Raw genomic sequence first — 24,825 nt, forward strand, 5'->3', positions numbered from 1 at the left:
GATACCGGCCGCTCGCTGGCCGAACACCTGCGCGACTGCGGTGGCGACCAGCTCGGCGCCAGCGGCGACCAGCTCGACCTCACCCCGGCCAGGCAGCAGCTCGACAGCGCCTATCACCTCAGCGACAGCCTCAGCCAGAGCGCCCAGGACCACAACGCCGACGCCCTCGACGCCCGCCAGCATCTCAAGCAGGCCGGGGATGACGCCGACGACCGCTACGGCAACAGCGAGCAGCGCGTCGATTCACAAGGTCAAGCCAAGCAGGACAACGCCCGTGGCGCCTCCGACAGCGGCGGCCGTGGCGAAGCGGCACGCATGAAAGCCCCCTGGCTGTACATGGCCTCCCCGGCCGGCATCACCCTGAGCACGCCGGAATCGACCCACCTGGCCCAGGGCAGATCGCTCAGTATCTCCAGCGGCGAAGACGTCAATATCGCCACCGGCAAGAGCCTGGTGGCGTCGATCTCCGAGAAGCTGTCGCTGTTCGTGCAGAAAGCCGGCATCAAGCTGTTCGCGGCCCGGGGCAAGGTGGACATCCAGGCGCAGTCGGACAATCTGGAAGCCACCGCGCGGCGGGATCTCGGGGTCACCTCCACGGAAGACAAGATCGACTTCGCCGCCGCCGAGGAGATTCTGCTGGTCAGCGGCGGCGCCTACGTGCGTATCAAGGGCGGCAATATCGAGCTGCATGCGCCGGGCAAGGTTACCGTCAAGGGCGCGACGAAGAGTTTTGGGGGGCCGACCAGTCTGTCGCACACCTTCAACGATTTCCCGACCACCGCCTATCAGGAAACGTACAAAGCCACGCGCCCCGATGGAACGCCTCTCCCTAATGTGGCCTTCGAGTTGCTCCGCGATGGCAAGGTCATCCATACCGGTACGACGGATGCCCAGGGCGACACCCAGGTTCAGAAAAGCGAATTCGTCGAAGGGATGACCATTCACTTCCGGGGGCAGTCGGCATGAGCCAGTACGATATCTACGACATCTTCGATATGGCCACCAGCTTCATGCGGCCCAGTGCGGAAAACCATGTCACCCCGGTAATCGTGCATGAAGGCGTCATCCCCATCGTTTTCGTACCGGGTGTGATGGGGAGTAATCTGGTAAATACTCAGTCAGACGATACATGGCGTCTTGATAGCCAGTTGAGCGCTTCCCCGTGGCTGATCAAAGGCGCTCAAGCCAGAAAACGTATACTTAATCCCACGCAAACCGTTGTCGACTCTGAGGGGGACGTCTCACAAGACATCGCACGTCGCTATATCGATCATCGGAGCGGAGACACGATTCCGACGGATGAGCTACTTCGAGAGCGCGGCTGGGGCGAAGTGGCGAACATGTCCTACGGCGACTTTCTGGTGTGGCTCGAGAACCAGCTCAATATCGAAGCCAACAGCGCGTTCAGCACGCTCGAGAGCAACCTGACTCGCCACTATATCGGGACCCGAGGCCTGAGCGAGGAACAAGCCCAGGCACGAGCCAAACGCAACGCCCAGACCTTGGGGCGCTTCAACTTTCCGGTCCATGCCTGCGGCTATAACTGGTTGCAGTCCAATTCGGATTCGGCGGCCGAACTGGCTCAACGAGTCGATGAGATCATCGCGGGCTATCGCCAGGCACGCATGACGTGTAGGCAAGCCATTCTCATCACCCACTCCATGGGTGGCTTGGTCGCGCGGTACTATTCGGAGGTTTCCGGGGGTAACGCCAACCTGCTGGGCATCGTCCATGGCGTCATGCCCACCACGGGCGCGGCGGTGTTCTACCGGCGGATGAAATCCGGCACCGAAAGCCAGGCGTTCAGTCCATCATCGTGGGCCACCAGCCAAGTGTTGGGAGCCTCGTCACGGGAGATGACCGCCGTGCTGGCGCAGGCCCCAGGTCCGCTGCAGCTGGTGCCGACACCGGAGTATGGCAACGGCTGGCTGCGTATCGAAAAGCCTGGAGAGTCGGCATTGACGCTGCCGACGGCCAACGACCCTTACACGGACATCTATCTCGAGCGCGACCACTGGTGGGGCATGATGGACGAGACCCTGGCCATGCCGGAGCTGGGGTTGGGCGCGGCTAATCGGCAGCGGGAGCTGGATGAATCCTGGAATAGTTACCTAAATATCGTGCTGGATACCGTTCGGCCGTTTCATATGTCAATGGCAGGACAGTTTCACCCCTATACCTATCTGTTTTATTCGGACAGCGATGCCCACCCCAGCTATGGCACCGTCACCTGGCACGGACGAGAGGCCAGCTATGGCTCCGACACCCTGATGAGCGCAAGAATGATGGATCAATATGGCGAACGCCGGATGATCACCGAGCGCGATTCGCGTGGCCGCCCGCGCTTTTACCAGTACACCATCAGTGACGCGGATGAGCCTGGCGATGGGACCGTTCCCGTGCGCTCCGGCAGTAGGGGGTGTCCCAGGCACGGCAGAGCCTGGCCGTCGCCACCGAGCACGAGCCAGCCTATAACCAGGAGGTCGCACGCTGGTTCACGCTGGCCTCGCTTCTCGAGATTGCCGAGCAATGGGAATGAAAACAGTCAGGACGTCACGGATGATCACGCGATTGCGAGCGCCGCTCATGGGCGGGCTATTACTGCTGGCCACGGCCTGTGGCGCACCGGAACAGGGAGTCCCCGAGATGAGCGACCAGGAACGCCAGACCGTCGAGGCCTATACCGACACGCAAGCGCCGGTTTGCATTGGCCGCTTTCAGGTCGATATGCCGTCGCAACTAAAGCTGAGCTTCAGCAGCCTGACCGTCAATGAGGCCAAAATCAGTGCCACACCCAATAGTCGGAAGATGTTCCGGCGCTTTATTGACAAGCGCAAAGCTGAATTGGAAGCCATGCATACCGTGGATGCCGGGGATCAGCCCTTCCTCAAGCGGCTCATCCAGGTCAGCGACGACATGGTCATCATCGATCGTAACGAAAGCCCCCATAAGCCAGACGCGGCAAGGCTCTTGGAGGGTTACAAGTTCGAGGGGCTGACCATGTTCAGCGTGAAACTGACTGCCATAGATGTGGATGATGAAAAATACAGAGAGCAGAGGAAGCTCCGCCAAAGCAACAAATCCGAGCGCCTAAAACAGGTCGAATACTTGTTGAACCACCTGTCACCCCGGAAGTCGGGGGAGATTCCCGAACGCCCCGGCCTGTGTTTCGCACACGGCTTTCTGGCCGGGGGCTCCGATCAGGCGATTCCCGGCGCTGCGGTACCGACACGCAAGGAACAGATTGGAATGAGATTTTCAGATAACAAAAACCGGGATATCTACATTCATTTCTACACGGATAGCACCATTGCTGAAGAAGACACTTTGTTGGATCGTACCGATCAGGCTGAACGGGCATTAGCCAATGATCAAGATTTCTCAGTTTTGAGAAAAGGTGAAGTGGATCTCGATGGTATAGATCAGGCGGAAGAATGGCTCAGTGCAGGCACGACTGACGAAAACGTCAAAGGCAATTATTTCAATCTCGAGGCCAATAGCCGGATAGGCTCACCCGGCGCCCCCTATGTTGATATTTCGCTGCGCAACGGTCAGTTTGCTCACGGTGAAGATCACCCTGCGATTGACAAAGCCTCGCTGACCGATGCCGAGGCCGTGGGACTCTGGGATGCGATCACGCGGACGTTCAAGCCCCGCCCCGGCGCTTTTTGATCTCACTCGTCGGCATGACATCGACGGCCCCTTCATGCACTTGAAGGAGCCGTTTTTCGATCTTGGCGCCCTCTCTCGCTATTCCGCCATCAGTGACGTGGATACACCATAAAAAACCCCAGCCAAGTGGCCGGGGAAGCTCCGGTGGAGACCAGACCATAGCGAAGCGGCAACCGCGAGTCGGCCGCGATATGCTCAGGCGGCATTGCTCCACTCGGGGAACGGGTCCGGCAACGTCACCCAGTAGTCCTTGCCGCGAGCCAGTTCGTCGTCGCTTAGCAGGCACGCCTCGAGCCGTTGCCGAATCCCGACGGCATCCAGGCCCTGGCCGATGAAGACCAGTTCCTGGCGCATGTCGCCGAACGGCTCCTGCCACTTTTCCAGGATCGACGCGCGATACTCGGGATCCTGCGGCCAGCGCGATTCCGGCACCGCCCGCCAGAACAGGCCGGCGAAGCCATGGTGGGCGATGCCACCGGCCTGGCTCCACTGGCCGGCGAACTGCGGCCGGCTGGCGAGCCAGAAGAACCCTTTCGAGCGCAGCAGCTTGCCGTGGCCCCAGTCGCCGTGCAGCACGGCGTGAAAACGCTGCGGATGAAACGGCCGACGCGCCTCGAAGCTGAAGCTGGAGATTCCGTACTCCTCGGTTTCCGGCACGTGCTCACCGCGCATTTCCTTGAGCCAGCCTGGCGCCTGTTGCGCCTTGTCGAAGCTGAACCGGCCGGTATTCAGCACCCTCTCCAGCGGCACCTGTCCGTTCTGAATGGCGATGATCTCGGCGTCGGGGTTGAGGCTTTTCAGCACCGCCTCGAGTTCGCCTAGGGCGCGCGCTTCGATCAGGTCGGACTTGGAGATCAGCAGCACGTCGCAGAATTCGATCTGATCCACCAGCAGGTCGGCGACATTGCGCTCGTCCTCGTCGCCCAGACTCTCACCGGCTTCCGCCAGCGACTTGGCCTCATGGTATTGCGAGAGGAAGTTGGCCCCGTCGACCACGGTAACCAGAGTGTCCAGTCGGGCGACCTGGGACAGACTTCGCCCCTGCTCGTCTTCGAAGGTGAACGTCTCGGCCACCGGCAGCGGTTCGGAGATGCCGGTGGACTCGATCACCAGATAATCGAAGCGCCCCTCGTCGGCGAGCCGACTCACCTCGATCAACAGATCCTCGCGCAACGTGCAGCAGATGCAGCCGTTGCTCATCTCGACCAGCTTCTCTTCGGCACGGTTGAGATCGACCTCGCGCTCGACCAGCGCGGCGTCGATATTGATTTCGCTCATGTCATTGACGATCACCGCGATGCGCCGGCCGTCGCGATTGTTGAGCAGATGATTCAACACCGTCGTCTTGCCGGCACCAAGAAAACCGGACAGGACGGTAACGGGTAATGGATTCATGATTTTTCTCGAGGCCAAAGGTTACGGTAGATCAGCCACCAGGACTGCTGACGCTGACGTGTTTGCGTCGACTCGGACTCTGATGGCGGCAATGGCTTCAGCCGAGCCCTGTAAATTATGTTATATCATAACAATAAGGTCAATTTTAGATTTGCTGCTCGGAAACGAACATGAAATGCAGTCATTAGCGAAGGTCGAATGCGCTTCTTGGCGGATTTTGCGCACACTGTGACAAAACCATGACAGCGAACGCGGCTTGACCAGACAGACGACACGCACGTTCGATGTCGCTTATAACAACCTCCGCCTCAGGAGACACGCCATGCTACGACGCCTCAAACGATCCAAGTCCCGTTCGCTCCGCCTCCCTCTCTCGCTTTTGACCACGCTGACGCTCGGCTGCGGCATTGCCTTCGCGGCACAGGCCGCGGATGAGTGCCCGCAGCGCGGGGATCTGGCACCCATGTACTGCGATGCCGACGGCGACCTGGTCGCCGATGCACCGAGCGACGAATCCCAACTGATCGATCCCGATCCGCTGGTCTTCGCCTACACCCCAGTCGAGGATCCGGCGATCTACGCCGATATCTGGGAACCGTTCATCGAGCACCTGCGCGACGTGACCGGCAAGGACGTTCGCTTCTACGCCGTGCAGTCCAACGCGGCGGAAATCGAGGCGATGCGTAGCGGCCGCATCCAGGTTGCGGGCTTCTCCACCGGGCCGACGCCGTTCGCGGTCAACCTGGCCGGGGCGGTGCCGTTCGCGATCATGGGCAGCGACGATGGCGAGTTCGGCTACACCCTGCAGGTCTACACCCGCAAGGACAGCGGCATCGACGAGCTGAGCGATCTCAAGGGCAAGCGCGTCGCGCACACCTCGCCCACGTCCAACTCCGGCAATCTGGCGCCTCGCGCACTGTTCCCCAAGCAGGGCATCACTCCGGACGAGGATTACGAGGTGGTCTACTCGGGCTCTCACGACCAGTCGATGCTCGGCGTGGTGGCCGGCGATTATGATGCAGCGCCGGTCGCTTCCGAAGTGGTCGATCGCATGGCCGAGCGCGGTCTTTACGATCCGGAGGAGGTCAAGATCGTGTTCGAATCCAAGCGCTTCCCCACCACCTCTTACACCTACGCCAACAACCTCAAGCCGGAGTTGATCGACAAGATCAAGGAAGCCTTCTTCAGCTTTGACATGAAGGGGACTGAACTGGGTGAGGAGTTCGACGGCGTGACCAAGTTCGTGCCGGTCACCTACCAGAAGGACTGGGAAGTGATTCGCGACATTCAGGATGCCAACGGCATCGTCTACTCCCAGGAAAACGTCGAATAACCCTGCCGAACCGCCCGATGGCGCCGTCTGACATCATGGTCGATGGCGCCGTCAAAAGAGGATCTCCCATGCTGCGCATTCAGAATCTGGTCAAGCGTTACGGCCATGGCGAGCCGGTGCTGCGCGGTCTCAACCTCGACGTGGCCGGCGAATCGGTAGTCTCGATCATCGGTGCCTCGGGGGCTGGCAAGAGCACCCTGCTGCGCTGCATCAACCGTCTGGTCGAACCCAGCGAAGGCAGCATCGAGCTCAACGGCCTTGAACTGACCACGCTGAAACGCGAAGAGCTTCGCAAGGCCCGCCGGCGGATCGGGATGATCTTCCAGGGCTTCAATCTGGTCGATCGTCTGACGGTCATGGAAAACGTCCAATGCGGGCGGTTGGGCTACATCCCTTACTGGCGCGCGGCGCTGCGCAAGTATCCAGCTGAAGATATCGAACGTGCCTATCACTTGATGGAGCGGGTCGGTATCGCCCACTACGCCAACAAACGCGCCGATGCGCTCTCCGGCGGCGAACGTCAGCGCGTCGGCGTGGTGCGGGCACTGATGCAGCAGCCCGAGATCCTGCTGGCCGACGAACCCACCGCATCGCTGGACCCGGTCAGTTCGCGCCAGATCATGGAGCTGCTGCAGAACCTGTCTCAGGAGCTGTCGCTACCGGTGCTGATCAATATTCATAACGTGGCCGAGGCGCGTGAATACACCCAGCGCATCGTCGGCATGCGCTTCGGAAAACTGATCTTCGATGGCGCCCCGGCCGATCTGGACCAGGAAGCGATGGATGCCGTCTACAGCGGTACGCCGGGCGAAGAGCGCCAACAAGCCGATGTTGGCCCGGCGCAGGCGCAGGCGGTCGTGTCATGAGCGGGAGCGCCGAACGGGGCGTCCCGTCATCGCGCCGCCACTGGCGCAAGCCGCCTTTCATCGCCAACCCGCTGCTGCGCTGGGGGCTGGTCGTCGGCGTGGCAATCTATGCCATCTGGGCGATCTCGATCCTGCCGTTCGATCTCGATCGGATCAGCCAGGGCATGACTCGCGCCGCTCGCATCTTCTCCGGCGCCTTTCCACCCAACTTCGATCGTTACGAGCTGTTGATCGACGGCTTTCTCGAGAGCCTGCAGATCGCCATCCTGGCAACGCTGCTGGGCCTTGCGCTGAGCGTGCCCATCGCGTTCATGGCGGCCCGCAACATTGCCGCCAAACCGATCTACCTGATCGGACGAGCGATCATCATCCTCGCCCGCAGCTTCCATCCGGTGATCGTGGCGATCCTGTTCGTCAAGGCCGTCGGGTTCGGCCCGGTCGCCGGCATTCTGACGCTGACGCTCTACTCGATCGGCTTCGTCGCCAAGATGCTGGCCGAGCGGATCGAGGAGATCGACTGGGGTCAGGTGGAAGCGCTTCGTGCCAGCGGCACACGCTATATCGGTGTGCTGCAGTTCGCCGTGCTGCCGCAGATCATGCCGCGCCAGATCGGCCTCGGCATCTATCAGCTCGACAGCAACCTGCGCGCCTCGGCAGTCGTCGGCATCGTCGGTGCCGGCGGCATCGGCTCCACGCTGATGAACGCTTTCGGCCGTTACGATTACGATTTCGCCCTGGCGATCACGCTGGTCATCATCGGGGTGATTCTGGTCAGCGAAGCGGTCAGTGGTCGAATCAGGAGGAACATCGGATGACCCTACAGACGACCACGACCGTTGCCGAGCGCACCTGGGCCCGCTACACCCCGCAGCAACGCTGGAAGCGCTTTGCCACGATGCTGGTGGTTGCCGCTGCCGTGGTATGGGCAGTGGAGAGCATCGATATCATCTGGCCGTGGGTGTGGGATGCCCCGGCCCAGGTCGGCGATCTGTTCGGACGCATGGTGCCGCCGGATGTGAGCAATCTACAGGCCATCCTGTGGGCCCTGGTCGAGACGCTCAATATCGCCACGATCGCCACGTTCGTCGCCGTTTTCGTGTCGCTGCCGATCGCCTATATCGCGGCCCAGAACACCACGCCCAACCGTTTCACCCTGTGGCTGGGGCGTTTCATCCTGGTCTCGAGCCGCTCGGTCAATACGCTGATCTGGGCGCTGCTGTTCGTGGCGATCTTCGGCCCCGGCGTGCTGGCGGGGATCATCGCGATCATGTTTCGCTCGATCGGCTTTCTGGGCAAGCTGCTGGGCGAAGCGATCGAGGAGATCGACCGCCGCCCGGTGGAAGCGCTGGAAGCGACCGGCGCCTCGCGCGCCAAGGTGGTGCTCTACGCGATCGTGCCGCAGGTCATTCCGACCTTCTTCGCGGTCAGCGTGCTGCGCTGGGACATCAACCTGCGCGAGTCGACCGTGCTGGGTCTGGTCGGCGCCGGCGGAATCGGCGTGATCCTGCAGGGCGCCATCGATACGCTCGCCTGGCAGACCGTGGCGACCATTCTGCTGGCGATCATCGCGTTGGTCATCCTGGGCGAAGCGCTGGCCGCCTGGCTGCGCAAGAAGGTCATCTGATTGCCCCGCGACCGGGAGCTTGCCCTGCCATGAAAGAAAGAAGGTGTCCTGCCATGACAGAACTTGCCCCGCCATGAGGACGCTGCCGCCGGCATCAGCCCGGCGGCGGCTGGACGGATTCGCCGCGTTTGATACGCTTCAGCCAACGCTGCTTGGCGTACTTTCTCAGGTTGTGCACGTTGTCGGTCTCGTCGACGATGTCCTGCCCCAGGATCGTTTCGATCACGTCTTCCATGGTGATCAAGCCCACCCAGTTGCCATGATCGTCGTAGACCACTCGCAGGTGATTGTGATCCTTGAGCATGGCGGCAAAGACATGCTCGACGCTATCGGCTTCATCGACGATCGCGACCGGATGCATCAGCGCCTTGAGCGTCTGCTCGTCTTCGGCGTGGTAGGTATCCGACTTGTGGATATAACCTAGCGCATCCTCGGCGCCGTCCATGATCGGAAAGCGAGTGAACTGGGTCTTGCCATAGCGCTGATCGAACTCGGCCACGGTCATGTCGGGCGTCACCGTTTCGCACACGGTGCGCGGCGTCATCACGCTCTTCACCGGGATCTCATGCAGGTTGAGAATATTGGTGATGGTGCGCGTTTCGTCGGCATCCAGCGCTTTCTCTTCCAGACCGATTCGCGCCAGCGCCTTGATTTCGCCACGCATGTCGACGTCCTGTTCGTTCTTGGCGATGCGGTTGGTGATCATCTCCGAGAGCCAGATGAACGGCAGCAGCACCCAGACCATGAAGCGCAGAATTCGCGGCAACAGTGGTGCCAACGTACGCCAGTGGCTGGCGCCGATGGTCTTGGGGATGATTTCAGAGAACACCAGAATACCGAACGTCATCAGTGCCGAGGCGATCGCCACGTGGGCATCGCCGAACACCACCGCGACCTGCGCCCCGACACCGGTGGCGCCCACGGTGTGCGCGATGGTATTGAGCGTCAGGATCGCCGCCAGCGGACGATCGATATTGGACTTGAGCTTGTTGAGCCTGTCGTGAAGCTGGGGACGGGTGTCCTTGAGCTGCGCGATATAGCTCGGTGTCAGCGAGAGCAGCGCGGCTTCCAGCACCGAACAGATGAAGGAAAAACCGATCGAGAGAACGACGAATGCCGTCAACAGAAACATGGGGGGTCGCTATGTGACTTGTGAGGACTCTTTATCCAGACTTGGTACATCACTGTCAATGATCAGACGTGCAAATGCTGCCAACGTCGCTTCGACGTTGGCAGCACCGGGTAGACATAGACGCCGATACTAGACAAGCCGACGGCGGGTGGAACGAGAAGACACAGGTCAGTGCCCGAACTTCTCGTTTTCACCGATATCCGGCTTGTGATCCTTCTTGATGTTGGCCTTGGCGAATTCGTAGAGCTGGAAGGTCTTGCTCTCCCGCGACTGCCAGTGCTCACCGAAATCGATATCGATCTCCATCATGGTGATGTCTGGATCTTCCTTGCCACCGGTAAACCAGGCGGCCACGAACGGATTCCAGTATTTCTCGATCAGCCCGGGGTCGTCGTTGAGTCGCGCCGTGCCCGACATGGATACGTAGATGCCATCGTCGTGATCCGAAAACGTGAGACAGACATCCTGATCCTGCTTCGCTTCGAACGACTTCTCGGCGCTACGACGCGTATAGAACCAGAGCGTGCCGTCGTAGGCATCCTGCACCAGGTGCATGGGGCGGGAGCGGGGAACGCCATCGTCGAGCGTGACCAACATGCCGACCTTGATCTTCTCGATCAGCTTCCAGATTTTCTGCTTGTGTTCGGGACTGGACATCGTTGCCTCCTGCTAATGTTGCCCTTTCCAGGGATTCTCCCTCGTCGGGGCTGTCATCACGCCATCCGGGCGTGAGCGTCCTGCAGCTTCCATCACGTCCTGCAGCCAGGGCGCTTGGTAGAAGCCTAGTCGCGGCTTGCCGGTGGAGCAAACCGACGCTATTCCTCGCGATGACACTCGGTATACTGGTGGCGAATCCCGGTTCTCGATCCACTTCCCATCGCCTCCGATCAAGACGCCTACTCATGCCCCTGACTCGCCCCTTCTCGCTCGACCACGCAGCCCTGCTGGACGAACTGGCGGCTACCGACAACCTGCTCATCATTCAGGACCTCGATGGCGTCTGCATGGGCCTGGTCGGTGATCCGCTGACCCGGCGCCTGGAGCGCCGCTATCTCGATGCCGCGCGTCAGTTCGATGGTCACTTCTATGTGCTGACCAACGGTGAGCACATCGGCTCGCGTGGCGTGAACGGCATCGTCGAGACGCTGTTCGAGACGCCCGATCGTGCCGCCGAGCAGGGTCGTTATCTGCCCGGTCTGGCGGCCGGCGGCGTGCAGTGGCAGGACCGCTTCGGCAGCGTCAGCCATCCGGGTGTCAGCGATGCGGAACTGGCGTTCCTCAAAGCGTTTCCCGATCAGGCCGAAGCGTTTCTCGAGTCGCTGCTGTCCCGCCCCCCTTACGACTTGCCGGTCGACGTGCGACGGGACCTGATCGCCGCCGCCGTGCTCGACAACCTGGCGTCGCCGACGCTCAACCTCAATGGCTTCTACCGTCACTGGCAAAATGATCCCGCGGCCTATCGCACGCTACAGAACGCCGTTGCCGGCTTCATGCGCGAGCGCCTGGACGCCGCCCGTCAGGCCGATCTCGATGACGCCTTTTTCGTGCATTACGCCCCCAATGCCGGTCAGGACGAGCACGGCAACGAACGCCTGCGAGAAAGCGATGGCAGCAGCGGTGAAGGGACGGCCGGCACCACCGACTTTCAGCTGATGCTGCGAGGTGCGGTCAAGGAAGTCGGCGTGCTGGTCATTCTCAATCGCTACTACCACCGCCATACCGGCCGCTATCCGCTGGGCGAAGGCTTCAACGCCCGGCAGGCGCCTCGCGATCACGCTGCGCTGCTGGCACTGGCTCGCGATCGTTTCGATCCCGCGATGATGCCCCGCATCGTCGGCGTCGGCGACACCGTGACGTCCTACACGGACAAGACAGAGAGCGGATCACAGCGCCTGCGCGGTGGCAGCGACCGCGGCTTCCTGACCCTGGTTCAACAGTTGGGAGACGCTTTCGACAGCGGCAATCGGGTGCTCTATGTCGACAGCAGCGGTGGCGAGGTTCGCCGCGCCGGCGTCGATGCCGAACGGCTGGCGCGACACGGCGAGGATTCGAGCCTCGAAGTCTGGCCGGCGCTCGAGGGGATCAGCGACGCCGAGGATCCGTTGACGCTGGATGTGATCTTTCCAGAAGGCCACACCCAGTATGTCGACTTCTTCTGCGAGCTGGCCGCGCGGCGCTGATCAGACGGCCGGCACCGCGCGCCGCGACGGCTGCAGCCGCGGCTGCGTCGATGCCGCCTCCCCGCTCAAGGCGTGCGCCGGCACGTCGGCGAGCCGGAAAGCCCCCACCGTCACGGCCAAACGCTGCGATTGATGGCGCAGCTCGGCTGCTGCCGTCGCGGTCTGCTGAACCATCGCTGCATTCTGCTGGGTGACCTGGTCGATCTCCACCACTGCCTGATTGACCTGGCCGATACCCTGACTCTGCTCGCTGGTCGCCGCGCTGATCTCGCTCAGCACGTCGGTCACACGGGCGATGCTGGCAACGATCTCCGCCATCGCCTCGCCAGCGTGACGGACGCGCGCCGTGCCAAGCTGCGCCTTGCCGCTGGCGACATCCACCAGCGACTTGATCTGGCTCGCGGCGTCGGCGCTGCGGCTGGCAAGATTGCGCACTTCCTGGGCGACGACCGCGAATCCCTTGCCCTGCTCACCGGCGCGAGCAGCCTCCACCGAGGCGTTGAGTGCCAGCAGGTTGGTCTGGAACGCGATGCCATCCATGGTTGTGACGATCTCGGCGATCTGGCGCGAGGAGGCTTCGATCTCACCCATGGTATTGACGACGTCACCGACGACCTCGCCACCGCGACGCGCGGCATCGGTGGCGGATACCGCCATCTGATCGACCTGGCGCGCCGACTGCGCGGTGTGGTCGACCGTACTGGTGAGTTCCTCCATCGAGGCCGATGTCTGCTGCAGGCTGGCCGCCATGGCATCGGTGCGGCGCGACAGATCTTCGCTGCCGCTGGCAATCTCCTGTGATGCGGCGCGTACCGACTCGCTGCTCTCGCGCACCTCGAGCATGACCTCGTGCATCTTGTCGGCGAAGGCGTTGAACTGGATCGCCAACTCGGCGCTTTCGTTACGTCCGCGCACCGGCAGGCGCTGGGTGAGGTCACCATCGCCGGAGGCAATTTCGCGCATGCGTAACGCCAGCCGTCTAAGCGGCCGCGACAGGCTACCGCCGAGCAGCCAACCGGCAAACAGGCCTAACAGCGCCACGCCGACACCCACCGCGAACATCGCGAGCGTGTCGTGGTGGCGCTGGCTGGCGAGTTGCTGCCGCAGGTCAGTCAGCCCGGCCATAACCACGCTCTGGGGCAGCCGGATCATCAGTACCCATGGCTTACCGCCGACCGGGCCGACAGTAAACGGCCATAGCATCTCGATCTGGCCATCGTGGCTGCCGAGAACCGGCTGCCCCTGTCGCGCCTCGGCAAGCCGGGTATTGATAGCGGCATCGAAGAACGTCTCCGCGCTCTTGCCCACGCCGGAGGGATCGCCAGTGCGGGCGGTAATTCCGCCTTGCGGGGCGACCAGGGTCCAGTCGCCGGCGCCGTCGTAGAGCGAGCGGCTGGCATCGGCCAGCAGCCCCTGGATGAAGTCGACGGAGAGGTCGACGCCGGCACTGCCGCGAAACTGCCCATCGACCATGATCGGCACGTTGAAGGAGGTCACCATCAGGGTACGGCCATTGTAGTCGTAGGGTGCCGGATCGATGATGCAGGGCTTGCCGGTCTCCTTGGGGCAGAGGTAGTACTCCCCTTCTCGCACACCACTGTCCATTGTTTTGGTGCTGTCCATCGTCTCGCCCAGCGGCAGCACCGCGACCTTGCCATCCTCGGTCCGATACCACCACGGCATGAAGCGACCATCCCCGCCGTAACCGTTATCCTCTCGCCCGGTGTAGTAGCGGTCACTGCCGAAGGCATTGGGCGCCCAGCCGATAAAGGCATCAAGCAGATCGGGATTGTCGACGACCGTCTGGCGCACGAGGTTGGAGAGTTCATCGCGACCAAGAAGGAGCCGACGCCGGCCCTGATCGTCGACCTCGCCCATCAGGGCATTGGTACTCGCCAGGTTTCGCGCCAGGGTCAATGCGTGCTCGAGCCGGGCCCGGATGCCCTCGGCCTGGCGACCGGCCACGGCGGAGAGGCGCCGGTCGATGCTCGACTCGAGCAGTGCATGGGTGCGAGCGTCCACCAGGGCCTGTGAGCGCGCGTCGGCATAAAAGGAGTAGCCCACCAGGACAGCGGCGACCAGCACGATACAAGCGCCCACCAGAAGCGTGACCAGTGTGCGTATAGATTTGAAATGCATGGGATATCCCTGCCAGAGGAAGGCGCCGCCCGAGGCACGGCATAGAAATTGACAGAGGAGATATCGCCCACGTCAAAGGCAACTTTAGGCTTTTGGCAAAAACGGCTCGCGCTCGGCAATACGACGTTGAGTCGCGACTTAGCGCCTGGCGCCTGGATGGTTCGAATGACGCCCGAGCAACCCACGTACGGAACCGGGANNTCCCGGTTCCGTACGGGACCTCAGCCCGCCAGCACTTCGTCGACCAGCGCCTTGGCCTCTTGCTGAATACGCTTGAGATGCGCTTCGCCTTCGAAGCTCTCGGCGTAGATCTTGTAGACGTCTTCGGTGCCGGAGGGGCGCGCGGCGAACCAGCCGGCGTCGGTGACCACCTTCAGCCCCCCGATGGCGGCGCCGTTGCCGGGCGCTTCGGTCAGTTTGCGGGTGATCGGATGGCCCGCCAGCGTATCGGCAGTGACCTGCTCCGGCGAGAGCTTGCCGAGCCTGGCCTTCTGCTCGCGGTTGGCCGGCGCATCCACGCGCTCGTAGACCGGCGCGCCGAAGCGCTCGGTGAGTGCCTGGTAGCGCTCCCCCGGATCCTTGCCGGTGACAGCGGTGATCTCGGCGGCCAGCAGGCCGAGAATGATGCCGTCCTTGTCGGTGGACCACGGTTTGCCTTCGAGAGTCAGAAACGACGCCCCGGCGGACTCCTCGCCACCGAAGCCGAGGCTACCCTCGATCAGGCCATCGACGAACCACTTGAAGCCCACCGGCACCTCGACCACGTCTCGCCCCAGGCCTTCGGCGACATAATCGATCATCGACGACGAGACCAGTGTCTTGCCGATGGCGGCCTTGTCGCCCCAATGGGGACGATGGGTGAAGAGATATTCGATGGCGACGGCGAGATAATGGTTGGGATTCAGCAATCCGGTGGAACGGGCGACGATGCCGTGGCGATCGTGATCGGTGTCGCAGGCGAACGAGACGTCGAAGCGATCCTTGTTCTCGATCAGCCCGGCCATGGCGTAGGGCGACGAGCAGTCCATGCGGATCTTGCCGTCCCAATCGACGCGCATGAAACGGAAGGTCGGATCGACCGTGGTGGAGATCACCTCCAGCGGCAGATCGTACTTTTCGGCGATCCGAGGCCAGTAGTGAACGCCGGCCCCGCCCAGCGGATCGACGCCGAACTTGAGCCCGGAATCGCGGATTGCGGCCATGTCGATGACCTTGTCCAACCCGCCGACATAGCTGTCGATGTAGTCGAAACGCTGGGTCGTCGGGGCTTTCAATGCCTCGGCGTAACTGACCCGCCGAACGCCCTGGAGCCCGGCAGCGAGCAGTTCATTGGCGCGCTCCTGAATCCACTTGGTGACGCTGGTATCGGCCGGGCCGCCGTTGGTCGGGTTGTACTTGAAGCCGCCGTCCGTGGGGGGATTGTGAGACGGGGTGATCACGATGCCGTCGGCCAGACCTTGGGTCCTGCCCTGGTTGTAGACCAGAATCGCGTTGGAGATCGCCGGCGTCGGCGTGTAGCCAACATCACCGCCGGTCTCCTCGCAGCCGACGTCGATACGGGTCTCGACCCCGTTTGCCGCCAGCACTTCCAGCGCGGAGACGAACGCCGGCTCGGACAGCGCGTGGGTATCCATGCCGATGAACAGCGGTCCTTCGATCCCCTGGGCCTGGCGGTATTCACAGATCGACTGGGTCGTCGCCAGAATGTGCCACTCGTTGAAGCTCGTCTTCAACGACGAGCCGCGATGGCCCGAGGTGCCGAAGGCGACCTGCTGGCCGGGGTCGCTGGCATCCGGGCGTTCGCTGTAATAGCGCGACACCAGGCGCGGAATGTTGGCGAGGCTTTTTTCGTCGGGCAAGCGTCCTGCCTGGGGATCGATACTCATCGTCGGTTCCTTTCGATGGTCTTGGGATGATGTTCCTTATAGCAGACCATCATCCCCGACCGACAAGCAACCTTCACTACCTGCTCCCCTGCCGCCCTGCTCGGCCGGTTGGCGGACCGTTCCTTCTGACCTGAAGCGATCGCTTTTCCACGGAAGTGATCGCCTCACCGGCACGAAGTCGCTTGACTGATACCCGTTACCGCGGTGTCGTCATCGGCCATTGCGGCCGGTCGCGTTCTCACGCCGACCAGTACCAGCGCGGCAGCGGCCAGCAGCAGCGTGCCGGCTGTCGCGCAGACACCCAGAACGCCGCTGATGTCGAACATCACCCCGCCGACGGCAGCGCCCAGTGCGATCGCCAGCTGGATCGAAGCAACGATGAGGCCGCCGCCGCTTTCGGCTTCATCTGGCACGACGCGGGTGATCCAGGTCGACCAGGCGACCGGCACTGCCCCGAAAGCGAAGCCCCACAGCGCGACCATGACGGCATCGGTGCCCATCGAGAAGCCGCCCAGCGTGGCCAGCAACCAGCCCAGCACCCCCATGACCAGCGGCATCAGCAGCAGCGTCAGGCGCAGGCTGCGCTCGAGCAGATAACCCGCAGCCAGGGTGCCGACGAAGTTGGCCACGCCGAATGCCAGCAGCGTCGATGAGAGCTCGTTGATGCCCATCCGCGACACGCCTTCGAGAAACGGTCGAACGTAAGTGAAAAAGGCGAAGTGGCCGCAGAACACCAGCAGGATGGCGACGATGCCGACCGCCATGCCCGGTCGCTTCATTACGCTCACCAGCGTCCCCAGCGGTGTCGGCCGTCCGGGTTCCATTCGCGGCAGGGTGACATACTGCATGACCAGAGTGACTACCGAGAGCGCAGTCGCCAGCAGGAAGACGTTGCGCCAGCCGATCATGTCGCCAAGGTAGCTGCCCAGCGCGGCGGCGCTGATGGTAGCGATGGGAACGCCGGTGAACAGCAGCGACAGCGCCCGCGGCACGTCGTGCTCCGACACCAGCCGCATGACGGTGGCCGCGGAGAGCGCCCAGAACCCGCCCAGCGCCACGCCGAGCAGCACCCGTCCGACCAGCAGCCAACCCATGTGCGGTGCGAAGGCAACCACCAGATTGGCGGCGATCATCAGCACGGAGAACGCCAGCAGCACGTGGCGGCGATCGAGTCGCTGCGTGACGGCGGTCACCAGCAAGCCGGAGAGCAGCGCCACCACGGCTGTCACCGTGACGGCCTGTCCGGCCTGACCTTCACTGATCATGAGCGAATCCGCCATCGGCGTCAGCAAACTCGCCGGCAGGAATTCGGCCATCACCAGGCTGAACACGCCCATCGTCAGCGAGAACACGGCCACCCAGCGTGACGGCGTTGGCGAATCGTGCGTCGGGGGTGAAGTTTCTTGTGTCGTCATTTCGAGATTTCCGATCAAGACTTGGGATAGCGCGTAGACTAAAGTAGTATCCCAGGATCTTCTATCACTAAAACTCCGACATGTTTGATCAAAAGTCCGAAATTGAAGCCACCCAAGGCGCTGAAACCAGCTCCAGCGAGTGGATCAACGAACTGCTTCTCGGCATGCGTCTTTCCGGGCTCAGCTATCGCCGCGTCCAGATGGCACCGCCCTTCGGCATTCGCTTCGATACCGATGCCAGCTGCGCGCAGTTTCACTTCGTCGCCCAGGGGCCCGTTCTGCTGCGGCTCGGCGACGACGAACAGATCCTGGCGTCCGGTGATGCCGTTCTGCTGCCCCGGGGCGGGCAGCACTGCCTGCTCTCCTCGCCGGAGGTACAGAGTCGCGACATCGAGCAGATCGATTCATTGCCGTTGTGCAATGATTTCAGCTGCGTCGACGAATGTGTCGACATCCCCGACGGGGTGCCGCCGGTGCGCCTGTTCAGCGGCTGCATGCAGTTCGATCTGGGCGGGATGCAGCCGCTGATGACGCTGATGCCGGCGGTGATGCACGTGGGCACGCTGCTCTCCCGCTACCCGGAGATGCTGCCGATGCTGGAGGCGATGGTGCGCGAAGCGAGTCTCGAACGGGCCGGCGCCGCCGGCATTCTGTCCCGGCTGGCCGACGTGGTGGCTGCCAGCATCGTGCGCGGCTGGGTCGAGTGCGACTGCGCCGATATCGACGGCTGGATCGAGGCACTGCGCGACCCGCGCCTGGGCAAGGTCATCGCCGCCGTCCACCGCGAGCCCGGACGCGACTGGACGGTCGCTGCGATGGCGGCGGAGATGGGCTGCTCCCGCTCGGTGTTCGCCGAACGCTTCCGCGGCTCGCTGGGCGTCTCGCCGCTCGGCTACGTCACCCAGCTACGCATGCGCCTGGCCACGCAGTGGATCACCGAGCGGCAGCTCTCCATCGACCAGATCGCCTGGCGTCTGGGCTACGGCTCCCAGGCTGCCTTCAGCCGCGCCTTCAAGCGCGCCACCGGCAAGACCCCAGGCGGGGCGCGGGGCGGCTGACAACCATGCCTTCCGGGTCACGCCATCGCCATCGGCGGCACCAGCCTGGGCAGTTGCGTCTCCAGCAACCGGGCCACGGCCATGACGATATCGTCACGATAGCGCGGCCCCACCAGATGCAGGCCAACCGGCAAGCCAGCGTCGTCCAGACCGCAGGGCAACGAGGCGGCGGGTTGCTGGGTGAGGTTGAAGGGGTAGCTGAACGGGGTCCAGTCCACCCAGTCGACATAGTCGCTGCCGGGAGGCACTTCATGACCGGCGGCAAAGGCCGACAATGGCAGCGTCGGGGTCACCAGCAGGTCGTAGTGCCGATGGAAGTCGGCCATCTGCGCCACCAGTGCCGAACGCTGCTCGCGAGCGGTCAGATAATCGGTCAGCGACAGCGTCTTGCCGTGCTCGGCGATGGCGCGAAGGCCCGGGTCGAGCGCGTCGATCTGCGCGTCGCGCAAACCATCGAGCAGTCGCGAGGCACCGGCGTGCCAGAGCGTGTCGAAGGTCGCCTTGGGAGACGCGAAGCCGGGATCGATCTCGACCACGTCCGCCCCCAGCACCTTCAGCCGTTCGACGGCCGCATCCACGGCGCGCAGGATATCCGGCGCCACCGAGACGTAGCCCAGGTCACGACTGTAGGCGATGCGCATGCCGGCGAGATCGATAGGCGGCTCGGCCAGCCAGTCGAGCGGACAGCTCGGGCCGGCGTAGCCATCCCGCACGTCCGGCTGGGCACTCACCGAGAGCATCAGCGCGCTGTCGGCGGCGGTGCGGGTCATCGGCCCGAGATGCGACAGGGTCGTCATGGCGCTGGCCGGCCACTGGGGAATCCAGCCGAAGGTCGGCTTGATGCCGAAGGTGCCGGTGAAGGCGCAGGGAATCCGAATCGAGCCGCCGGCATCGCTGCCCTGATGCAGCATGCCCAGATTGAGCGCCGCGGCGGCGCCGGCGCCGCCGGACGAGCCGCCGGCGGTCAGCTCGAGATTCCACGGATTGCGGGTGATGCCGTAGAGCGGGTTGTCGGTGACGCCTTTCCAGCCGAACTCCGGCGTGGTGGTCTTGCCCAGCAGCACGGCACCGGCCTCGCGCATCCGCGCCGTGAAAGGCGCATCGATTGCCCAGGGGCCATCCGGCGACGTCGTCGTCGAGCCCTTTCGAGTCGGCATGCCGACAGTGAGCGTCAGGTCCTTGATCGTACTGGGCACGCCATCCAGCGGACCGACAGGTTCGCCGCGCTGCCAGCGGGTTTCCGAGGCTCGCGCCGCCGCCAGTGCGCCGTCGTGGTCGACGTGACAGAGCGCATTGACGCTGGGATTGTGGCGCTCGATTCGTGCCAGGCAGTCCTGGGTCAATTCCACCGGCGAGAGCTCGCCCCGCTCGAACAGCGCCAGCGCTTCGAGGGCGGTGAGATCGGCCATGGCGGTGGTCGCTATATCGCTCACGTCGTTATCCCGTCTGCTCATCGGGCCGCTCCAGCCAGGTTCAGCGTCGCATGCAGCAATACATTGGCACCGGCGGTGACATCTTCCGGGGTGGCGTATTCGCTCTCGTTGTGACTGATCCCCTTTTCACAGGGAATGAAGATCATCGCTGTCGGCGCGATATCGCCGATGAACACGGCGTCGTGGCCGGCACCGCTGACGATATCCCGATGCGCGTAACCGTTGGCCTGGGCTCCCTGGCGCACCGCGGCGATGCAATCGGCGTCGAAATGCTGCGGCGGATAATCGGCGGTGGGCGCGATCTCGATGGAAAGTCCCGTCTCGCTGGCGATGGCATCGAGCGTCCGGCGGAAGTCCGCGACGATCGTGTCCAGCACCTCGGCCTGGCTGTGCCGGAAGTCGACGCTCAGCATCACCTGGCCGGGAATCACGTTGCGCGAGTTGGGCAGGAGCTGAAACGCGCCCACCGTGCCGCGACCGTCCGGCTGGTGCGCCAGCGCGATCCGGTTGACCGCCTCGACTACCTGGGTCGCGCCCAGCAGCGCATCTCGGCGCAGGTGCATCGGCGTCGAGCCGGCGTGGGCCGCCATGCCAGTCACCGTGACATCGAACCACTTCAGTCCCAGCGCCCCGGTGACCACGCCAATGGTGTCGCCGGTGTCTTCGAGGATCGGCCCCTGCTCGATATGCGCTTCGAGATAGGCGGCGAACCGGCCTGGGCGATCAGCGTCGTCCCCCACATAGCCGATCGCCTCGAGCGCTTCGCCCGCGGTGATGCCGTCGATATCCGTGCGCGACAGCGCATCTTCCAAAGTGAGCTGACCGGCAAACACGCCGGAACCCATCATGCAGGGGGCAAAGCGGCAGCCCTCCTCGTTGGTCCAGGACACCAGCTCGATCGGCCGTTCGGTCTCGATGCCGTTGGCGTTGAGCGTTCGGATGACCTCCAGCGCCGCCAGCACGCCGAAGCAACCGTCGTACTTGCCGCCGGTGGGCTGCGTGTCGATATGGCTGCCGATGACCACCGGATCGGCGGCGTTGTCTTGTCCGGCGCGGCGCGCAAAAAGGTTGCCGATGGCATCGAAGCGCACGGTCAAACCTTCCGCTTCGCACCAGCGGATCAGGAGCTCACGCCCTTCTCGGTCGAGATCGGTCAGCGCCTGGCGATTACAGCCACCCTTGGGCGTTGCGCCGATCACGGCCAGATCCATCAATGTCTGCCAGAGGCGTTCGCCATCGATGGCGGCCTGTATCGGGGACATACCGGTCGATGCAATGGTCATGCGATTATCCTTGTTATGGGTCTCTATCGATTCGAGCCGACTGCTTGCAAGTTGTCGACAGTCGACGTCATTTTCCACATTAGCATGTCCTCGCGGTTCCATTAATGGCCGACGCCGGTCGACGAACGCCAATTTCACACGGCCAGGCCTGATCGACGCTTTCCGGGGGATCGTTGTGCTGTCCCCGCCGTGCTAACTAGACTGTGGCCATTGCCTGCCACGACGGATCACCATCATGCCTCTGTTTAACCGTGACCGACTTTTTCGCGGGCGAACGCCCGAATCCCCGGGCGATATCGTGCACGACGACACCATTCGGCTGCCGACACATGCCGTCGAGACACAGACTCTCGATACACAGACCGGGGGTAAACAGACCGTCGGCCCCCAGGACGTGAGTTCGCATCACGACATCTACAGCGACGGGCGTTTCTGGCGAAAGATGATCCGCTTCGGCAAACGCGCCGGCCGTGAGGTGACGTTGAAGGCGCTGCAGCTCTACTTCGTGCTGAAGCGCCCCGATGTCCCGTTGTGGGCCAAGTCGACCATCATCGGGGCGCTCGGCTATTTCATCTCGCCGCTGGATGCGATTCCCGATTTCATCGCTGGTGTCGGTTATACCGACGATGCCAGCGTACTGGCCGCCGCGCTGGTGGCGGTATCGATCTACATCGATGAAGACGTCAAGCGTCAGGCGGAGTCTGCCCTGGCGCGCTGGTGGCCGGGCGACCACGCCCCCTGAAACCGTTGCTGTCGCCGAGTTGAGGGGCAGCGGTTTTTTTGTACACAAAAAAGCTCTAGAGTCGTTCTCCAAGAAGAGCCAACAACAATAGACCGCGGAGTATTCGATGAACCAGGACAAGACCTCGGCGCCTCGCCGGTTGGGCAAATGTCGACACGCCGGTGCCGGCAGTGATCGCCTAAGAGACGTCGACTATCTCCCGCCGCTGCGAAAGGCCATTCCTCTGGGTATACAACACGTGCTGGCAATGTTCGTCAGCAATGCCGCGGTGCCGCTGATCATTGCCGGTGCAGCGGGCCTTTCCGGCACGGATACGGTGTTTCTGGTGCAGATGGCGATGTTCGTGGCGGGGATCGCCACGCTGGTCCAGACGCTGGGCATCGGGCCGCTGGGCGCGCGCCTGCCGATCGTCATGGGTACCAGTTTCGGATTCGTTCCGGTGATGATTCCGATCGCCGCCGCCCAGGGCCTGCCGGCGGTCTTCGGCGGCGCACTGATCGGCGGCCTGGCCATGGCCGTGGTAGGGCTCTGCTACAAACGCTTGAGCGTCTTCTTCCCGCCGGTGGTCTCCGGCACCTTCGTCCTGCTGATCGGTATCCTGCTGCTGCCGGTGGGTTTCGCCTACGTCGGCGGCGGCATCGGAGCCGAGGACTTCGGGGCACCGCATCATCTGTTGCTGGCAACGCTGGTGTTCGCCGTTACCGTCGCGTTTCACCAGTTCTGCCGCGGCTTTCTCTCCGAGGCGGCCGTACTGATCGGCATCCTGGTCGGCTGCGTGGCGGCGGCCCCGATGGGGCTGCTCGACTTCGCCCCCGTCGCCGAAGCCGACTGGTTCCAGCTTCCGATACCGTTCGAGATCGGCCTTTCCTTCGATCCGGCGGCGATTGTGGCGATCACACTGATGTCGGTGGTTACCTGCGCCGAATCGATCGGCGACATCTCGGGAACGGCGATCGGCGGTGCCGAGCGCGAGGCCACCAGGCGCGAACTCTCCGGTGGCGTGATGGCGGACGGTCTTTCCAGCAGCTTCGCGGCACTCTTCGGCGCCTTCCCGCAGATCAGCTTCAGTCAGAACGTGGGTCTGGTCGCCCTCACCGGTGTCGCCAGCCGCTTCGTCGTCGCCATCGGCGGCGGGGTTCTCGTCCTGGCGGGCCTGTTTCCCAAACTGGGCGCGCTGGTATCGGCGATCCCGGCCGCCGTACTGGGCGGAGCGGTAATCATCATGTTCGGCATGATCGCCAGCGCCGGAGTGAAAATGCTCTCCCACGCTGCCTTCAACAAGCGCAACATGCTGATCGTCGGCATATCCCTGGCCCTGGCGATCGGCCTGCCGGCCCAGAGCGGGCTCTACCAGGGTGCACCGCAACAGATCGGCGTACTGCTGGAGTCGGGCCTGATCCCCGGCGCACTGGCTTCGATCATTCTCAACCTGATTCTGCCCAGGGCGGACGGCGAGGCCGCAGCGGCGGATCCTACCGAGTCCTGAGCCGCATCGCCCTGCGGCCTTCAGCGGGGAGTTGGCGATTTCATCCGCGACAAGGACAATCGATCCCCGGACGGGCTACCCTGAACGGGATCTGGCTAATTCGGCAGCAAGGAGCATGCCATGGGTATCTACTGCCTGACCTTCGACAAGCCATTGGGAAGAATGGACTGTCACCGGCTGGAGTCGATGCTGAGACGGTTCGAATCCATTCCGCTGTTTCGCACGACCTGGCTGATCGAGTCGACCGACCCGATCGAGTTTCTGCGCTCGCGGTTGAGTCGGGCATTCGGCAACCAGACCCGGTTCTTCATTACCCGGTTGAGCGAGCCCTGGTGCACCGATGGCATCGGACCGGCGAGCCAATGGCTGAACGACTCGCAGCGCCGGTGGTAGAGAATCACTCCGAGGCCGCTTTCAGTACCTCTCGGGAGTCCTTGGCCAATTTGCAACGCACCAGCGCGGCCATCAGCCGGGGGTAATCCTCGCGGGAGACCTTGTTGGCGAGCTTGGCGGCATCGGCCTTGAGCCCCAGTTTCTCGGCGGCCGAAAGTGCCGCCTTGTCGGCATAGGGGTAGCATTCGTCCCACACCAGCTGGATCTCGCGCAGAAAGATATCGGCGCCGGTGCCACCGATGCCCTTGAACGCCTTGAGCCGCTTTCGCAACGCCTTGGGGCTGCCCTCCGCCGCTTCACGCAGCTTGCGTAGATCGCCGCCGTAGGTCTCCAGCAACGCGCCATTCATGTCCGCCAACTGGGTCGCCGTCTTTTCGTCGACGCGCGCGTAGCCGGACTCGTTGAGCACTCGCGCTCGCGCCGCCCAGTCGCTCGCTGCCAGTTTCCGCGGCGTCGTCCAGCCGGCCTTGGCCATCGCCCTGACACCGCGCATCGCCAGGTCGGCACTGATCGGCGCACTGGTCAGCAGCGAGTAGCAGAGCAGCCGGAACAGCGGTGACGGCGTGTTCCTGCCCAGATCGACGCCCAGCTCACTGGCGAAGGTTCGGCCATGACGCTGCATCAGCGCCTCGATGATCCGTTTCTGACTGGCCATGATGGCTCCCGGAAGCGATGACTCGGTTTCAACGATGACAGCACTGCAACGATGATGCTGACAGAGTTTCAACATGGCATCGCCGCGCCGACTGTCAAATCGGCAGATGACGTCCTGGACCCGTCACGGAAGA

General features: G+C 63.1%; 21 protein-coding genes. 12 read left to right on the forward strand and 9 right to left on the reverse strand.

Translation table 11 applies throughout. The annotated features are described in order from the left end of the window. The 3 genes from DOM36_RS15430 to DOM36_RS15440 form a co-directional block, all read left to right on the forward strand. Window positions 1-966 (forward strand): DUF2345 domain-containing protein (locus DOM36_RS15430; protein ID WP_232823880.1); only part of this gene is annotated, 966 nt, incomplete at its 5' end. Continuing rightward, the gene (locus DOM36_RS20505) at window positions 963-2,774 is read left to right on the forward strand and encodes a hypothetical protein (protein ID WP_110643636.1); all 1,812 of its coding nucleotides are present in this window, start codon (window positions 963-965) and stop codon (window positions 2,772-2,774) included. The genes DOM36_RS15430 and DOM36_RS20505, both read left to right, overlap by 4 nt. Next, window positions 2,728-3,672 carry a T6SS immunity protein Tli4 family protein gene (locus tag DOM36_RS15440; RefSeq protein WP_232823886.1) on the forward strand — a complete coding sequence of 315 codons (945 nt, stop codon included), beginning with the start codon at window positions 2,728-2,730 and terminating at the stop codon, window positions 3,670-3,672. Before DOM36_RS20505 ends, DOM36_RS15440 begins: the two co-directional genes overlap by 47 nt. 195 nt (window positions 3,673-3,867) lie before the next feature. Here the strand turns inward: DOM36_RS15440 and zigA are convergent, their stop codons facing one another. Further along, the gene (zigA, locus tag DOM36_RS15445; protein ID WP_110643638.1) at window positions 3,868-5,067 is read right to left on the reverse strand and encodes a zinc metallochaperone GTPase ZigA; all 1,200 of its coding nucleotides are present in this window, start codon (window positions 5,065-5,067) and stop codon (window positions 3,868-3,870) included. Window positions 5,068-5,389: 322 nt separating this feature from the next. Here zigA and phnD point away from each other — a divergent pair, with 322 nt between their 5' ends. From phnD to phnE (DOM36_RS15465), 4 genes are all read left to right on the forward strand, one after another. Beyond that, complete coding sequence (phnD, locus tag DOM36_RS15450; RefSeq protein ID WP_075568638.1) at window positions 5,390-6,400, forward strand: phosphate/phosphite/phosphonate ABC transporter substrate-binding protein; 1,011 nt, start codon at window positions 5,390-5,392, stop codon at window positions 6,398-6,400. Between the two features lie 68 nt (window positions 6,401-6,468). Continuing rightward, entirely contained in the window at window positions 6,469-7,266 is a 798-nt protein-coding gene (gene phnC, locus DOM36_RS15455; RefSeq protein WP_075568637.1) for a phosphonate ABC transporter ATP-binding protein, read from the forward strand. Further along, window positions 7,263-8,081, forward strand: coding sequence for a phosphonate ABC transporter, permease protein PhnE (gene phnE / locus DOM36_RS15460; protein WP_075568636.1), 819 nt, complete (start codon window positions 7,263-7,265; stop codon window positions 8,079-8,081). The genes phnC and phnE (DOM36_RS15460) overlap by 4 nt, the downstream gene beginning before the upstream one ends. After that, window positions 8,078-8,890 carry a phosphonate ABC transporter, permease protein PhnE gene (phnE, locus tag DOM36_RS15465; RefSeq protein ID WP_075568635.1) on the forward strand — a complete coding sequence of 271 codons (813 nt, stop codon included), beginning with the start codon at window positions 8,078-8,080 and terminating at the stop codon, window positions 8,888-8,890. The genes phnE (DOM36_RS15460) and phnE (DOM36_RS15465) overlap by 4 nt, the downstream gene beginning before the upstream one ends. A 94-nt stretch (window positions 8,891-8,984) precedes the next feature. On the opposite strand, the gene DOM36_RS15470 is transcribed toward phnE (DOM36_RS15465), so the two are convergent. Further along, entirely contained in the window at window positions 8,985-10,022 is a 1,038-nt protein-coding gene (locus DOM36_RS15470; protein ID WP_075568634.1) for a CNNM domain-containing protein, read from the reverse strand. Window positions 10,023-10,190: 168 nt separating this feature from the next. Then, window positions 10,191-10,679: a pyridoxamine 5'-phosphate oxidase family protein gene (locus DOM36_RS15475; protein WP_075568633.1), complete on the reverse strand. Its 489-nt coding sequence runs from the start codon at window positions 10,677-10,679 to the stop codon at window positions 10,191-10,193. Between the two features lie 245 nt (window positions 10,680-10,924). Between DOM36_RS15475 and stpA the strand changes: the two genes are divergently transcribed. Then, window positions 10,925-12,202: a glucosylglycerol 3-phosphatase gene (gene stpA, locus DOM36_RS15480; protein ID WP_110643639.1), complete on the forward strand. Its 1,278-nt coding sequence runs from the start codon at window positions 10,925-10,927 to the stop codon at window positions 12,200-12,202. Here the strand turns inward: stpA and DOM36_RS15485 are convergent, their stop codons facing one another. The 3 genes from DOM36_RS15485 to DOM36_RS15495 all read right to left on the reverse strand — a co-directional run bounded on the left by DOM36_RS15485 (window position 12,203) and on the right by DOM36_RS15495 (window position 17,642). Next, entirely contained in the window at window positions 12,203-14,341 is a 2,139-nt protein-coding gene (locus tag DOM36_RS15485; RefSeq protein WP_110643640.1) for a methyl-accepting chemotaxis protein, read from the reverse strand. A 221-nt stretch (window positions 14,342-14,562) separates the two neighbouring features. Then, a complete protein-coding gene (gene pgm / locus DOM36_RS15490) occupies window positions 14,563-16,227 on the reverse strand; it encodes a phosphoglucomutase (alpha-D-glucose-1,6-bisphosphate-dependent) (protein WP_110643641.1) in 1,665 nt (554 codons plus the stop codon). Between the two features lie 164 nt (window positions 16,228-16,391). Further along, on the reverse strand, window positions 16,392-17,642 hold the full coding sequence (locus tag DOM36_RS15495) for an MFS transporter (RefSeq protein WP_075568629.1): 1,251 nt from the start codon (window positions 17,640-17,642) through the stop codon (window positions 16,392-16,394). 80 nt (window positions 17,643-17,722) lie between these two features. Here DOM36_RS15495 and DOM36_RS15500 point away from each other — a divergent pair, with 80 nt between their 5' ends. Continuing rightward, on the forward strand, window positions 17,723-18,700 hold the full coding sequence (locus DOM36_RS15500) for an AraC family transcriptional regulator (protein ID WP_110643642.1): 978 nt from the start codon (window positions 17,723-17,725) through the stop codon (window positions 18,698-18,700). 17 nt (window positions 18,701-18,717) lie between these two features. Here the strand turns inward: DOM36_RS15500 and DOM36_RS15505 are convergent, their stop codons facing one another. Both DOM36_RS15505 and DOM36_RS15510 read right to left on the reverse strand, forming a co-directional pair. Beyond that, entirely contained in the window at window positions 18,718-20,133 is a 1,416-nt protein-coding gene (locus DOM36_RS15505; protein WP_232823881.1) for an amidase, read from the reverse strand. A 17-nt stretch (window positions 20,134-20,150) separates the two neighbouring features. Next, window positions 20,151-21,416, reverse strand: coding sequence for a Zn-dependent hydrolase (locus DOM36_RS15510; protein ID WP_110643643.1), 1,266 nt, complete (start codon window positions 21,414-21,416; stop codon window positions 20,151-20,153). A gap of 235 nt (window positions 21,417-21,651) precedes the next feature. On the opposite strand from DOM36_RS15510, the gene DOM36_RS15515 reads away from it, so the two are divergent. The 3 genes from DOM36_RS15515 to DOM36_RS15525 all read left to right on the forward strand — a co-directional run bounded on the left by DOM36_RS15515 (window position 21,652) and on the right by DOM36_RS15525 (window position 24,037). Next, complete coding sequence (locus DOM36_RS15515) at window positions 21,652-22,158, forward strand: YkvA family protein (RefSeq protein WP_110643644.1); 507 nt, start codon at window positions 21,652-21,654, stop codon at window positions 22,156-22,158. Between the two features lie 106 nt (window positions 22,159-22,264). After that, the gene (locus DOM36_RS15520; protein WP_110643645.1) at window positions 22,265-23,644 is read left to right on the forward strand and encodes a nucleobase:cation symporter-2 family protein; all 1,380 of its coding nucleotides are present in this window, start codon (window positions 22,265-22,267) and stop codon (window positions 23,642-23,644) included. Window positions 23,645-23,764: 120 nt separating this feature from the next. Next, window positions 23,765-24,037 (forward strand): hypothetical protein, encoded by a 273-nt coding sequence (locus DOM36_RS15525; RefSeq protein WP_075568626.1) that lies wholly within the window; start codon window positions 23,765-23,767, stop codon window positions 24,035-24,037. Between the two features lie 4 nt (window positions 24,038-24,041). Here DOM36_RS15525 and DOM36_RS15530 read toward each other — a convergent pair whose 3' ends face one another. Then, complete coding sequence (locus DOM36_RS15530) at window positions 24,042-24,692, reverse strand: hypothetical protein (protein WP_198651302.1); 651 nt, start codon at window positions 24,690-24,692, stop codon at window positions 24,042-24,044. Between the last annotated feature and the right edge of the window lie 133 nt (window positions 24,693-24,825).

It is taken from the genome of Salinicola sp. CPA57, assembly GCF_003206035.1.
Classification (GTDB): Bacteria; Pseudomonadota; Gammaproteobacteria; order Pseudomonadales; family Halomonadaceae; genus Salinicola; species Salinicola socius.